This is a genomic window from Haemophilus influenzae (assembly GCF_001457655.1).
In the GTDB taxonomy this organism is placed as follows: Bacteria; Pseudomonadota; Gammaproteobacteria; order Enterobacterales; family Pasteurellaceae; genus Haemophilus; species Haemophilus influenzae.
Genome location: NZ_LN831035.1, coordinates 1,049,868 through 1,064,118, shown reverse-complemented (window position 1 = coordinate 1,064,118; position 14,251 = coordinate 1,049,868). Strand labels below are relative to the sequence as shown.

Here is a 14,251-nt window from a genome sequence, read left to right as displayed (position 1 = left end):
CTTCATGAAACCAACCGCAATTTTTTTAATGGGCCCTACGGCCTCAGGCAAAACGGATTTAGCCATTCAACTACGAAGCCAACTTCCAGTCGAAGTGATTAGTGTGGATTCAGCTCTTATTTATAAGGGAATGGATATTGGCACAGCGAAACCATCAAAAGAAGAACTTGCCCTTGCGCCTCACCGTTTAATTGATATTTTAGATCCATCAGAAAGCTATTCCGCAATGAATTTCCGCGATGATGCGCTACGCGAAATGGCGGATATTACCGCACAAGGCAAAATTCCGTTACTAGTGGGCGGCACGATGTTGTATTACAAAGCCTTAATCGAAGGGCTTTCTCCCTTGCCATCTGCTGATGAAAATATTCGCGCCGAGCTTGAACAAAAAGCAGCTCAACAAGGTTGGGCAGCATTGCATACAGAACTCGCCAAAATCGATCCTATTTCTGCCGCCCGAATTAATCCAAGTGATTCTCAACGAATCAATCGTGCTTTAGAGGTTTTTTATATCACGGGAAAATCACTCACTGAGCTAACAGAAGAAAAAGGCGAAGCCTTGCCTTATGATTTTGTGCAATTTGCAATTGCGCCGCAAGATCGTCATATTTTGCACGAACGCATCGAACAACGCTTTCATAAAATGATTGAACTGGGCTTTCAAGCTGAAGTGGAAAAACTTTATGCGCGTGGCGATTTAAATATTAATCTACCGTCGATTCGCTGTATAGGCTATCGTCAAATGTGGGAATATTTACAAGGCGATTACGATCACGAAGAAATGATTTTCCGTGGTATTTGTGCAACTCGCCAGCTAGCTAAACGCCAGCTCACTTGGCTGCGCGGCTGGAAAACACCAATACAATGGCTGGATAGTTTGCAACCTCAACAAGCGAAAGAAACCGTATTACGTCACTTAGATTCCTATCAAAAAGGTTAGAAAAAATGACCGCACTTTCTGCCCTCATTGAACAAAAATTACAATCTCTTGGCACAATTCTGTACCAATCTTTTCCAGAACTTTCCCCAGAAAAAATTCACGACGCCATTCAAAAAAATTCAAACCACCCTGAACTGCCTATTTACCAATTAGGCTATGCTATGGCAATGTCTGGCTTTGTGGAAAAAGTCTTGCAAAAATACCCGCACTTAGGGAAACAATGGTGGGAAAAATCCCCCAGTTTTGCAGATTGCTCTGCCTATACTGAACGTTTGAATAGAGAATTAGCCCATATACATGACGAAACCGCACTCTATCAAACATTACGCCAATTCCGTAACATTGAAATGGCAAAATTAAGTTTTTGCCAAAGTTTGAATCTTGCCACTGTAGAAGAAATTTTTGTTCAGCTTTCACAACTTGCAGAAAGTTTAATTATCGCTGCTCGCGGTTGGCTTTATCATCAAGCCTGTGCGGAAATGGGTACGCCAATGGATGAACAAGGCAACCCGCAACAGCTTTATATTCTAGGCATGGGGAAATTAGGCGGCTTTGAACTCAATTTTTCCTCGGATATTGATTTAATTTTCACTTATCCGTCACAAGGGGAAACTTGCATTAATAATACTAATGCTCGACGTCCTGTGGATAATGGAAAATTTTTTACGCGTTTAGGGCAACGCCTTATTTCTGCCTTAGATGAATTTACCGCTGAGGGTTTTGTATATCGAACCGATATGCGCTTGCGCCCATTTGGCGACAGTGGTGCGCTTGTTCTCAGCTTTGCGGCAATGGAACAATATTATCAAGATCAAGGTCGAGATTGGGAACGCTATGCGATGATTAAAGGGCGAGTATTGGACGCACAAACAAAGGATCCCAACGTACCTAAATTGCAAAAAATGTTACGCCCCTTTGTGTATCGTCGCTATATTGACTTTAGTGTGATTCAATCTTTACGAGAAATGAAAGGCAAAATTGAGCGAGAAGTACGCCGTCGTAGTTTGAAAGATAATATTAAATTGGGGGCAGGTGGAATTCGTGAAGTCGAATTTATCGTGCAAGTTTTTCAACTCATTCGAGGCGGGCGAGAAATCAGTCTGCAACAACATTCACTCTTAAAGATCTTGCCTGAAATTACCAAACTAGGATTAATTACCGAACAACAATTCCACGATTTACATGAAAGTTATATTTTTTTACGTCGCGTAGAAAACATTCTACAAGCTATTAACGATCAACAAACTCAAACACTACCAACCGATGAAATAGATCAAATTCGTTTAGTAGAAGCCTGTAAAAAATTTACTTGTTTAAATAAAAATAATCAAACCATTGAAAAATATTATCCAATAGAAAATTGGGACGATTTTTACCGCACTTTGCAACAAAAACAAGAAAAAGTGCGGGCTGTATTTACTCAATTAATCGGTAATGAACAAAATGAACCCTCGCCAACGGATAGCCAATGGCAAGATTTTTTAGAATCAGATTTTGAGGATATTGAACAAACATTATTAGATAGTAGTGTATCGGAAAATCATATTAATGAAATTTTAGAACAACTTGTTCAATTCAAAAATAACCTAAATCACAGAATTATAGGTTCACGTGGGCGTGATGTATTAAGTCATTTAATGCCAGCGATATTTACTCTTATTTTTGCTCAAGAAAATTACCGCACTTTGCTTCCCCGCATTCTAAATATTATTGAGAAAATTTCGAGCAGAACGACTTATTTAGAACTACTGTTGGAAAATCATCACGCACTTCAGCAAGTTATTGAACTTTGTGCGCAGTCTCAACTTATTTCAGAGCAGCTGGCCCGCCACCCTATCTTATTAGATGAATTACTTAATACAGAAGCACTACGCCATCCATTGCCATTTACCCAATATCCTGCAGAATTACACCAATATTTGCTTCGTTTACCACCTGATGATGAAGAACAGCTTATTGATGCTTTACGTCAATTTAAACAAGCAACCCTATTAAAAGTAGCAGCGGCAGATATTTTGGGGGCATTACCGGTAATGAAGGTAAGCGATCATTTAACCTATCTTGCTGAAGCAATTATTGAAGTGGTTGTGAATCTAGCTTGGAAACAAGTTTCCTCTAGATTTGGCGTGCCTGAACATTTACAAAATGATGAAAAAAGATTTCTAGTTATTGGTTATGGAAAACTGGGTGGTATTGAACTCGGTTACAAATCCGATTTAGACCTCGTATTTTTGTACGATGCCGTAGAAAGTCAAACAACAGGGGGCAAAAAAGTGATTGATAGCAATCAATTTTACCTACGCTTGGCACAAAAGATTGTGAGTATTTTCAGCATAAATACTTCCGCTGGCGTACTTTATGAGGCTGATATGCGCCTTCGCCCTTCTGGCAATGCTGGCTTAATTGGCTGCTCTCTTTCTGCATTTTCCCATTATCAATTGAATGACGCTTGGACATGGGAAAAACAAGCACTTGTGCGCGCTCGTCCAGTATTTGGCGAATCATCTCTTAAAGCTAAATTTGAGCATATCCGCCAACAAGTGCTTTCTGCATCACGAGATATTGAACAATTAAAACAAGATGTTGTTGAGATGCGAGAAAAAATGTTCACGCATTTGTCTCATTCAAAAGATAATGAATTTAATCTTAAAACAGATCGCGGTGGTATCACTGATATTGAATTTATCGCTCAATATTTAATGCTTGCTAATGCCCCACAAAACCCACAACTGACAAAATGGTCAGACAATGTTCGTATTTTCGATGATATGGCAGAGGCTAAAATTATTAGTCAAACAGACTGCGACGCTTTAAAACAAAGTTATGTCGATTTACGCAATACTATTCATCATTTGAATTTGTTGGGTAAATCTACCGTTGTGGAAGACAGTGAATTTGTTAAAGAGCGGTCATTTATTCAAGCATTTTGGGATAGGTTATTTGTATCCTAAAATATGGCTTGTGGACGTTTCAAAAATAGCCTTCATCACAAATCTTCTTGAAACCTCGCAAAAACTAAATATTCAATCCTATTTTTAATGAACCAAATCTAACATTTCCTGTGCATTGGCTAGAGCTAATTCTGTGATTTCACTTCCGCCCAAGAGTCTTGCCAAGGCTGGTACACGTTCAGCTTGTGAAAGTGCGGTCATTTTTGTTTCAGTTTTATTATCCACAGTAAATTTTTCCACATTAAACTGATGATGGCCATGACAAGCAACCTGTGGCAAGTGCGTTACGCATAATACTTGGCAGCGTTCACTTAATTGACGTAAAAGTTTTCCGACAACGCTTGCTGTTTTTCCGCTAATGCCCACGTCCACTTCATCGAAAATTAACGTTGGAATAGCCGATTGATCAGAAGTTAAAACTTGAATCGCTAAAGAAATACGAGAAAGCTCACCACCAGAGGCAATTTTAGCTAATGGCTGCGGTTGTTGTCCTAAATTACTACGCAAAGTGAAAATCACATTATCCGCACCATTTGCACTCACTTTATCTAAATCCGTATTCAACTCTACATAAAATTCAGCGTTTTCCATTGCAAGTTGTTTTATCGACTGTGTGACATTTTGCGCTAAGCGGGTTGCAGATTGCTGACGACTTGCTGTTAATGCTGTAGCCGTTGCTTGCATTTGTTCAAATGCTCGTTTTTCTTGCTCAATCAACATCTCTTCACTTTCAGAAAAATCCAAAAGTGCGGTTAATTCCGCTTTTAATTTTTTGTGCTGTTCTACAAGATCTTCAGGTTTAACTTGATGTTTACGAGCAAGTTGTAAAGCCTGACTAATTCGCTGTTCGATTTCCTGTAAAAGTTGAGGATCCTGCTCGATATTACTTGATAAATTTTGCACTTCACTGGTTGCTTCTTGCACTTGAATCAACGCATCATTCAACATATTTTGCACTTCAGCATATTGCGGATCAAGTTCAGCTAATTCATCAATATATTGTGTCGCACGATAAAGCAAACTATCGATATTTACGGTGTCATTTTCACTTAAAATTTGCAGGGCCGATTGAGAAAGTTGGGTTAGCTGTTCGCTGCTAGATAAACGACGTTGTTCATCTTCTAATTCCAAATATTCATTTGGTCGAAGGTTAAATTCATCTAACTCATCCACTTGATACTGTAAAAGTTGTTTACGTGCTTCATTTTCCGCCACTTTTTGTTGAAAGGTTTTAACTTGATTTTGAAGATTTTTCCATGTCTGATAATCTTCACGCATTTTCACAAGTAATTCAGGATGAGCGGCAAAATTATCAACTAACTGAAGCTGATAGTCATTTTTTAACAATAATTGAGAAGCGTGTTGCCCATTAATATGAACGAGATATTGAGCAATTTCTTTTAATTGAGAAGCGGATACTGGTGTACTATTAATAAAAGCCTTAGAACGTCCGTCTGCATTAATTATACGACGTAAAATACATTCAGTTGGATTATCTGGATCCTGTAATTCTTGCTCACTCAACCAGTGATAAGCAGGATTTTGCGATTCTAGTTGGAAAGTTGCACAAATTTCCGCACGCTCTTGCCCTTCACGCACCATTGAGGTTTCTACTCTTTGTCCGAAACATAAACCTAAAGCATCAATGGCGATAGATTTTCCAGCACCAGTTTCCCCTGTTATAACAGACATTCCTTTCGCCAATTCAATATCAAGCTGACGAACAATCGCAAAATTATTGATAGTAAGTTGAGTAAGCATAGCAAAATCCTTTAACTGTATATTTAATATGATATAACTGATTTAATTTACAGTAAAGGATTTTTTACAGTATTTTGTCAAATCTATTTCAATCGAAAATTTTTACCATAATCAAAATGATTTTAACCAACCTAATTTGCTACTTAACACATTGTAATAATTATAATTTTTCAGATGAAGCAATCGGAGTTTATGCTCGCTTTTTTGAATATGCACCACATCATCTGGGGTAAAAGGTAAGGTAATTTGACTATCACAGCCCACTTCTAATTGAGAGGTATTATGTTCAGCAAAACGAATCGATATTTTACTATCCCCATCAACAACAAGAGGGCGAGAAGTTAATGTATGTGGAAACATTGGCACTAATGCAATGGCATTAAGGTTTGGTGTCAAAATAGGTCCACCAGCGGAAAGAGAATAAGCCGTAGAACCTGTTGGAGTAGAAACAATTAATCCATCAGAACGTTGAGAAAATGCAAACTTATCATTGATATATACGTGAAAGTCAATCATATGTGCAATTTTGGCGGGATGAATAACCGCTTCATTTACCGCATTGCTGGTTGATACGATTTCACTTGCTCGTTCGATTTTTGCTTCCAATAAAAAACGTTCTTCCACAAAAAATTCGCCACGTTCTAAACAAGCTTCAAGCTGGGAATAGGCATTTTTCGGGTCAATATCCGTTAAAAATCCCAAATTACCACGATTAATACCAATCAATGGAATATCATATTTTGCTAATACCCGAGCGCGCCCTAGCATATTGCCGTCTCCACCAATCACAATGGCTAATTGGGCTCGGTGGCCTATTTCTTCTAACGTAGCAAGATGTTCAAAAGGTAACTCAAGTGTTATGGCGACTTCTTTTTCCACCAACACTTGATAACCACGTTCCATTAACCAATGAAATAAGTTTTTGTGCATTTGTAAGTTAATATCATTGCGAGGCTTACCTACAAGAGCAATGGTTTTAAAGGAACGATATAAATGATTCATAAAATGACCGCACTTGAATTTAACATTTTCGTCATTATATCGTTTTTTGCTACACTATGCCCAATTACGATTAATCAATTTTGTTTTACGGAGAAAAAAATGTCAGAACAAGAACAAAAAGTTGAAATCCCAGAAGTAGAAAATCAAGAAGAAGTCGTTGTGGAAGAAGCACAACAAGCAGATCCTTCTCAAGAATTTGATCCTTTAGAAGAAGCAATTGCTCGCGTGCAAGAGCTTGAAGAGCAGCTAAAAACTCAAATAGAAGAAGCGGCAAACAAAGAACAGGATATTTTACTTCGCTCTCGTGCTGAAATTGAAAATCTTCGTCGTCGTACTGAACAAGACGTAGAAAAAGCACATAAATTCGCTTTGGAAAAATTTTCAAAAGACATTTTGAATACTATCGATAACCTAGAGCGTGCGCTTGCCACTCCAGCAAATAAAGAAGATGAAAGCGTAAAAGCCTTATTTGACGGTGTAGAACTAACCTTAAAAGAATTAGTTTCAACCGTTGGGCGTTTTGGCGTGGAAGCTGTGGGAGTTGTCGGTGAAGCCTTTAATCCTGATTTACATCAAGCCATTTCAATGCAACCAGCTGAAGGCTTTGAAACCAATCAAATTAGCGTCGTATTGCAAAAAGGCTACACCTTAAGTGGTCGAGTCATTCGCCCAGCGATGGTAATGGTGGCGGCTTAATTTATATTTTGTCTAAAGAGCGGTCGGTTTTTCGACCGTTTTTTCTTTTTCCTGAATAACAACATAAACTTTACGGATAATTTCCCTAAAATCTTCGCTCGTTGTAGCCCAATCTAGAAGATCTACGCGCCACGGTAAATCTGATTCAGAAAAAGCTTCCTTTAATCTGTCACGAGCTAAAAAATCTAAAGGCTCCTCAGAGATAATCGCAAGGTCAAGATCGGAATATTTTTTTGCTTTTCCCTTTACACGAGAACCGAAAGCCCATACGGTATAATCAGGTACGAATTGTTGTAAAATAGTTTTCACAATCGCCAATTCTTCAGATTTTATATCAAGCTGTGCAAAACTAGTCATATTGATTTCTCTGACGTAATTGTTCCAATAGGAAACAACTTTCTATTAAAAAATCATCAATTTGTGCATAAACAGCCATGGCTTTTTCCTGATCATAAGTATGTGATGTAATATTACGCATATCACGATAAACAACCCATTTTGACATATCTTCAATCAAACCAAATCTCAATGCTTCTCGCAAAATATCCTTAAATCCATAAGCCCCAATATCATCGGTATTAATTGCATCTTGTTGAAGTTGGCGTTTCATCATTTTTAAACTTAACTCATAAACAAATTCAAATTTCTGAATTGCACCTGCAATTAAGGTATCTTGTACAATAGAGGGTTGCATATCAAACCAATTTCTGTCTGAAATTTGTACTACGGTTTGCTCTAACGAATAAAATGCAGCGTCTAATACATTTAAATTTAGCTTATCAGTCATCATTTTTACCTCTGTTAAATACTCATCTATTTTACCATAGACTATTTTTTCTCAAAACCTATAACCCCAAAAGTAAACATTGTGATATTGATCACAAAATCAAAAATATTTGAGAAAAGCTCTCAACAACTTAATGTGATATTTTTCTAATAAAATCAATCTTTAACAAAATTATCTTACGACAAAAAGGTCTAAAACACTACATATTGTGTGTTGATTATCTTTTTAGATCTATATATAGTGCAATCCGCATTTCAAAAACACTATATATTGGAGCTATATCATGAGTAACTTTGGGGTCATCAAGCGCGATGGTTCTCGTGCGGAGTTTGAGATTCAACGTATCATTAATGCCATTAAAAAAGCCGCAAGTGCGGTCAATATTTCCGATGAATTTTATTGCCACCAAATTGGGCAAGAAGTAGGGAATGAAATTTTCACCCGTCATCAAGGCGAGATTGATATTAATCAGATTCAAAAAGTCGTTGAAGATAAATTGATGGCAAGTCGTTATCCTGAGATTGCTCGTGCGTATATCGAATATCGTCATGATCGTGATTTAGCGCGAGAAAAACGTAGCCAGCTAACAAAAGAAATTGAAGGTTTGATTGAACAAAGCAACGTAGAATTACTTAATGAAAACGCCAATAAAGACGCGAAAGTGATTCCAACGCAACGTGATTTGCTTGCTGGAATTGTGGCAAAACATTATGCCAAGCACCATATTCTTCCACGCGATGTGGTAGAGGCTCACGAAAAAGGTGAAATTCATTATCACGATTTAGATTACGCGCCGTTCTTTCCAATGTTTAACTGTATGTTAGTTGATTTAGAAGGGATGCTTTCTCGTGGTTTCAAAATGGGCAATGCGGAAATCGAACCCCCTAAATCTATCGGCACCGCAACGGCAGTGACAGCACAAATTATCGCCCAAGTTGCCAGCCATATTTACGGCGGCACAACCATTAATCGTATTGATGAAGTGCTTTCCCCTTATGTGCAAATCAGTTACGAAAAACATCTCAAACATGCCCAAGAATGGAACGTGCCTGATGTTGAAGGTTATGCCAAAGCATTGATTGAAAAAGAATGTTTCGATGCCTTCCAATCCTTAGAATATGAAGTTAATACACTACATACTTCAAATGGGCAAACACCATTTGTGACCTTTGGTTTTGGTTTAGGTACAAGCTGGCAATCCCGCTTAATTCAGCAAGCTATTTTAAAAAATCGGATTCGTGGACTCGGAAAAAATCATAAAACGCCTGTATTTCCAAAACTTGTTTTCACCATCAAAAAAGGTTTGAACCAAAATAAAGGCGATCCGAATTACGATATCAAACAACTCGCATTAGAATGCGCATCAAAACGTATGTATCCAGATATTCTCAATTACGATCAAGTTGTCAAAGTCACAGGCTCTTTTAAAGCCCCAATGGGATGTCGTAGCTTTTTAGGTGCATACGAAGAAAATAGTCATGAAATTCACGATGGGCGTAATAATCTTGGCGTAGTGAGTTTGAATTTACCGCGTATCGCGTTGGAGTCCAAAAACGAAGAAGATTTCTACCGCACTTTAGATGAACGTTTGGCTATTGCGAAAAAAGCATTAATGACGCGTGTTGCCCGCCTTGAGAATACCAAAGCTCGCGTTGCTCCCATTCTTTATATGGAAGGTGCATGCGGAGTGCGGTTAAAAGCGGATGAAAATGTGGCACAAATTTTCAAAAATGGACGCGCCTCTATTTCCCTTGGCTATATCGGTATTCATGAAACCATTAATGCGCTATATAAAAAAGGGCATATTTTTGATGATGAACAATTACGCGAAAAAGGCATTGCGATTGTTCGCCACCTTAGCGAGGCAGTAAAACGCTGGCAAAAAGAAACTGGCTATGCCTTCAGCCTTTACTCCACGCCAAGCGAAAACTTATGCGACCGCTTCTGCCGTCTAGATACCAAAAAATTTGGCGTGATTGAAGGCATCACGGATAAGGGCTACTACACGAACAGTTACCACTTAGATGTAGAAAAGAAAGTGAATCCTTACGACAAACTGGATTTTGAAATGTCATATCCCCCACTCGCCAGCGGCGGTTTTATTTGCTACGGCGAATATCCAAATATTCAACACAACTTAAAAGCATTGGAAGATGTGTGGGATTATAGCTACGATCGCGTACCTTACTACGGCACAAACACACCGATTGACGAATGTTATGAATGTGGTTTCACTGGCGAGTTTGAATGTACCAGCAAAGGTTTTGTTTGCCCAAAATGTGGCAATCACGACAGCACAAAAGTGTCTGTCACTCGCCGCGTCTGTGGCTATCTAGGCAGCCCTGATGCCCGCCCATTTAATGCGGGAAAACAGGAAGAAGTGAAGAGAAGAGTTAAACACCTTTGATTTAACTCCCTAGCAAAAGCACGCATTTTTTAATGCGTGCTTTTTGTTACCAACTTTGGCATTCCCCAAAATCTCCGCTAAAATAACCGCACTTTTTCTTATCTTCTAGGAAAGCAATATGTCAGATATTCTCAATAACCTCATTCATCTTCTTAAACTTGAAAAAATTGATGATTTAATCTTTCGTGGTGAAAGCCAAGATTTAGGTTTTCGTCAAGTATTTGGCGGGCAAGTAGTGGCACAGGCGTTATCTGCAGCAATGCAGGTGGCGCCAGAAGATCGCATTTTACATTCTTGTCATGCCTATTTTCTTGCCCCAGGAGACAGCCAATATCCGATTATTTACGATGTGGAAACCTTGCGTGAAGGGCGTAATTTTTCTGCATTACGCGTAAAAGCCATTCAACATAAAAATACCATTTGTCATGTAACCACTTCTTTCCAAGTGCTGGAAAAAGGTTTTGAACATCAAAATTCAATGCCAAATGTTGGCGCGCCTGAAGACTTTACAGATGAAAATGTGATGCTACAAAAAGTGGCTCAAACCTTGCCAGAACCACTCAATGAAAAATTTGCGGCAGAGCGTCCATTTGAGGTACGTACCAAATATTTGAATAACCCATTTAACGGGACAAAATTGCCAGCCGAGCAATATTCTTGGTTTAAAACCAATGGTGAAACGCCGCTTGATATAAAAATTCAGCAATGTTTATTGGCTTATTTTTCCGATTTTTATAAGTTCGCAAAACTTTTTGCATAAAGTTGGGATTTATTTTGCATAAGCGTTTTAGTATTATGCAAAATAAATCACAGATTAAACCTAGACAAAAAACGCCCTTTAAATCATCATTAAAGGGCGTTTAAATTTTACACTTTAGATAAACCCGCACAACATAACTGTTCCTAAAAAAGCAAGATAATTTCCTTTTCTTGCTTTTTTCATTTAGTGAAATGGCGTTACATATCTGCACTTATTTAGCCGTCCATACCTCCCCAGTCTAATTCGACCGCAGTCAGTCGTTTTGCCGCAATGATGACTTGCTATGCCTGCCGAAGAGAGTAATCCTGTGACCAACTTAAACAAGCACAGGAAACCACAAAATGACAAACTTTAGAATGAGAACCGAGCAAGAAATGATGATGGAATTAGCCCTTATTGCAGTGAAAGAACACGACGGTTTTATTGTAGACGGTTCGCAATATTCACTGCCTAACGGACGGGGGCAAACCTTTGTGTATAACACAGCGTTTTTAGATGTGCGGTTTGTGGAAGACGGGCATAAAGATTGTGTAGTCAGATTTACGTCCACACTTGCCCCTTTCGCCCCACCGTTTTATTGTTTGCTTTCCGAATTAGAAGACTAAAACAAAGGCTTCGTGATCACGCGAAGCCTTTTTCATAGCTAAAATTTATAGACTAAATTGTCCTCGTACGCCACTTGGTAGTTCAGCTTGGCATTGACCGTAATCCGTTTGGCGTTTTCAAACGCCTGCCAATTATCCACCTTATCTTCCAGCATATAATTCACAAAGCGAATAAACTCCGACTTCGTCGAGCTAAAGAACACATACGGTGGTCGCGTAATATTGACCAGTCGCAAGAAATCAATCAAATCAAAATAGGTGGCTTGTTTGTAGCTTTCCTGCTTGGTGCAAAGGTAAGGCGGATCTAACACAAACAACGCTTTCGGATCATCGCTAAACTTAGGCAAAAGCGTGTGGAATGATTCTTTCACAATCTCTACGCCGTCCAAATAGCCATCAGCCTTTGGATAATCAGACTGACGAATACAATGCCAGAAATTATGTTGGAATAAGTCATCAAACGTTGCCACTTGTTGCCCACTGAACAATAACCAACTCGCTAAGCAATTTAAATCTTTATACCCTTTGAAGTTTTGAATGATTTTGATGCATTCTGCTTTACAATCCTTCGTCATGCGTTTATTTTTTGGTGTAGCGTTACCAACTACAGAGTAAAGCTCGGCTCGCAACTGGTTAATATCATCAATGTGTGCCAATCGCTCCGCATAGCCATCAAAATCATTGTAAATGATGCGGGCTTTCGGTTTTAACCGTTTGGCGGTGTGGCTGAGTAAGCCCGAACCGCCGAATGTATCAATAATCGTCCAGCCTTCGCCATTACCTTTAATATTCTCATTTAAAACTGTTTCAAAATGCTTAAGAAACATTCGTTTTTGTCCGATAAACGGCAACGGGGCTTGTTTAAAGGTGTTTTGATTTGCCATAGTTTTTCCTTTCTATTCTATGGCGTTCCGATGCTCAAGGCATTCTGACACTCAAATCAAATTAACGTGTAGTATTAACGGTTTTGCAACGAGGGCATTTGATTTCTAAATAACCAACTATCCCCACTTTTGCCAATAATTTGTTACAAAATGTGCAACGGATTGCTTTAATTGACTGCATATATTTCTCCTAATCAAAAGATTTGTTACAATCCGCCCGCCTTGCGCAAGGTAGGCGGCGTATGGCTATATGCAGGCTCGTTCTGCGTAGCTGGTAACAACGAGCATTCCCAGTGCCGTTGTTATCGCCGTCTTTTCTTTATTGAATTAAACTTTGTGCAGGGTAAACTCTCCTTTAAATTCTTCTTTTATTGAACATTACGGCAAGCTGATTCGGGCTAAACCGCCAGCCTTGGTCAGTATTTCTGAGGGCATTAAAACACCATTCGCTACAAAAATACTTAGAGCGTTTTTGTTTGATGCCAAGCACGATTCCTAGCGCGCCCCACCAGTCGTATTTTTTGCCAGAAGTGCGGCTAAAATAGGCTTTGATTTGTTCCTCAGTAACATCGTTGAGTGGGATTAAATCCCACTTCAAGCTATCAGAAACATCAATTTCTTTACAACGCACGCCACCGTCACGAATTGAAGACGAATAACACTCGTACGTCACTTCTGTTTCATAGTGATGCCCGCTGACAAACGTTTCTTTCATTACTGCAATTTCACAATGTGAATACGCGCCTTTTGTTAATTTTCTTGTAAGCCAATCGCTCAAACGCGCTAATAAGTCTTTCGGTTTTTTACCAGACTTCTTTCCTTTATATAATGCTAAGTAGATTTTAGTCCCAATCATTGTTGCGCCTCTGCTAATGCTTTCATTTTTCTGATAATGTCATTATGAATTTGCTGTAATTCTTCTTCACTCAATTCTTCGTGCTTGAGCTCATACTTACGCATACGCTGCACCGCGAGTTGTTCTTGCAGTGTTCGTAATCCTTCAGCCTGTTTTAAAATTAGCAATGTTGCTGATTTATTATCAAGTCCTGCGACAGTTGCAAAACTTGATATATAGATGCTTACTTCGCCAGTAAAATTCGCTTCTTTAAATGCCAGAGCTGCAGATTCACGTTCTTTGTATTCCTCGGAAAAACGCGTCCACTTCGCACTAATACTAGCTGCTGTATCATCAATGCTATCAACTAGTATTTTAATGAGTTCACGCTTAACTTCAGTTTGCTTCTCCTCATCAATAACCCAGCTATTTCCATTCCATATGTGTAATTCTGTTGGTTGTCTATCAACTAGAATGTATTGACTTTTAAAATTAATAAGTTGTTTAGTCTCAAGCTCTGATTCGTTTTCTACTTCCATTTCCACAAAATCATTTAAGTTTTGCGGAATAGGGAAAATTTGATAACTATTCAAATTTTCTTTTAAAAAATAGACTTTCATTTA

The 14,251-nt window shown here is 38.6% G+C and carries 13 protein-coding genes and 1 pseudogene; 6 read left to right on the top strand and 8 right to left on the bottom strand.

The features are described 5' to 3' along the window. The first annotated feature begins 4 nt into the window (after positions 1-4). Both miaA and glnE read left to right on the top strand, forming a co-directional pair. Positions 5-940, top strand: coding sequence for a tRNA (adenosine(37)-N6)-dimethylallyltransferase MiaA (miaA, locus tag AT683_RS05385; protein WP_038440949.1), 936 nt, complete (start codon positions 5-7; stop codon positions 938-940). Positions 941-945: 5 nt separating this feature from the next. Next, positions 946-3,891, top strand: coding sequence for a bifunctional [glutamate--ammonia ligase]-adenylyl-L-tyrosine phosphorylase/[glutamate--ammonia-ligase] adenylyltransferase (glnE, locus tag AT683_RS05380; protein ID WP_038440947.1), 2,946 nt, complete (start codon positions 946-948; stop codon positions 3,889-3,891). A gap of 84 nt (positions 3,892-3,975) precedes the next feature. Here glnE and recN read toward each other — a convergent pair whose 3' ends face one another. Next, positions 3,976-5,652: a DNA repair protein RecN gene (gene recN / locus AT683_RS05375; RefSeq protein WP_011271812.1), complete on the bottom strand. Its 1,677-nt coding sequence runs from the start codon at positions 5,650-5,652 to the stop codon at positions 3,976-3,978. Between the two features lie 111 nt (positions 5,653-5,763). Next, positions 5,764-6,654 carry an NAD(+) kinase gene (locus AT683_RS05370; RefSeq protein ID WP_005663214.1) on the bottom strand — a complete coding sequence of 297 codons (891 nt, stop codon included), beginning with the start codon at positions 6,652-6,654 and terminating at the stop codon, positions 5,764-5,766. A gap of 99 nt (positions 6,655-6,753) precedes the next feature. Here AT683_RS05370 and grpE point away from each other — a divergent pair, with 99 nt between their 5' ends. Continuing rightward, positions 6,754-7,350: a nucleotide exchange factor GrpE gene (gene grpE / locus AT683_RS05365; protein ID WP_136439101.1), complete on the top strand. Its 597-nt coding sequence runs from the start codon at positions 6,754-6,756 to the stop codon at positions 7,348-7,350. A 12-nt stretch (positions 7,351-7,362) separates the two neighbouring features. Here the strand turns inward: grpE and AT683_RS05360 are convergent, their stop codons facing one another. Then, positions 7,363-7,707: a nucleotidyltransferase family protein gene (locus AT683_RS05360; protein WP_005687534.1), complete on the bottom strand. Its 345-nt coding sequence runs from the start codon at positions 7,705-7,707 to the stop codon at positions 7,363-7,365. Continuing rightward, positions 7,700-8,140 (bottom strand): HI0074 family nucleotidyltransferase substrate-binding subunit, encoded by a 441-nt coding sequence (locus AT683_RS05355; RefSeq protein ID WP_011271815.1) that lies wholly within the window; start codon positions 8,138-8,140, stop codon positions 7,700-7,702. The genes AT683_RS05360 and AT683_RS05355 overlap by 8 nt, the downstream gene beginning before the upstream one ends. 280 nt (positions 8,141-8,420) lie before the next feature. On the opposite strand from AT683_RS05355, the gene nrdD reads away from it, so the two are divergent. The 3 genes and pseudogenes from nrdD to AT683_RS05340 all read left to right on the top strand — a co-directional run bounded on the left by nrdD (position 8,421) and on the right by AT683_RS05340 (position 11,909). Then, positions 8,421-10,544, top strand: coding sequence for an anaerobic ribonucleoside-triphosphate reductase (gene nrdD, locus AT683_RS05350; protein ID WP_042593635.1), 2,124 nt, complete (start codon positions 8,421-8,423; stop codon positions 10,542-10,544). A gap of 118 nt (positions 10,545-10,662) precedes the next feature. Further along, a pseudogene (locus AT683_RS05345) lies at positions 10,663-11,280 on the top strand (acyl-CoA thioesterase domain-containing protein); the annotation flags it as partial. A 365-nt stretch (positions 11,281-11,645) separates the two neighbouring features. Next, complete coding sequence (locus AT683_RS05340; protein ID WP_050845947.1) at positions 11,646-11,909, top strand: hypothetical protein; 264 nt, start codon at positions 11,646-11,648, stop codon at positions 11,907-11,909. Between the two features lie 38 nt (positions 11,910-11,947). Here AT683_RS05340 and AT683_RS05335 read toward each other — a convergent pair whose 3' ends face one another. The 4 genes from AT683_RS05335 to AT683_RS05320 form a co-directional block, all read right to left on the bottom strand. Further along, positions 11,948-12,793: a hypothetical protein gene (locus AT683_RS05335; RefSeq protein WP_050845946.1), complete on the bottom strand. Its 846-nt coding sequence runs from the start codon at positions 12,791-12,793 to the stop codon at positions 11,948-11,950. 61 nt (positions 12,794-12,854) lie between these two features. Further along, on the bottom strand, positions 12,855-12,974 hold the full coding sequence (locus AT683_RS05330) for a Com family DNA-binding transcriptional regulator (protein ID WP_005641687.1): 120 nt from the start codon (positions 12,972-12,974) through the stop codon (positions 12,855-12,857). Positions 12,975-13,148: 174 nt separating this feature from the next. Further along, positions 13,149-13,649 carry a hypothetical protein gene (locus AT683_RS05325; protein ID WP_050845945.1) on the bottom strand — a complete coding sequence of 167 codons (501 nt, stop codon included), beginning with the start codon at positions 13,647-13,649 and terminating at the stop codon, positions 13,149-13,151. Then, a complete protein-coding gene (locus tag AT683_RS05320) occupies positions 13,646-14,248 on the bottom strand; it encodes a hypothetical protein (RefSeq protein ID WP_050845944.1) in 603 nt (200 codons plus the stop codon). The genes AT683_RS05325 and AT683_RS05320 overlap by 4 nt, the downstream gene beginning before the upstream one ends. Between the last annotated feature and the right edge of the window lie 3 nt (positions 14,249-14,251).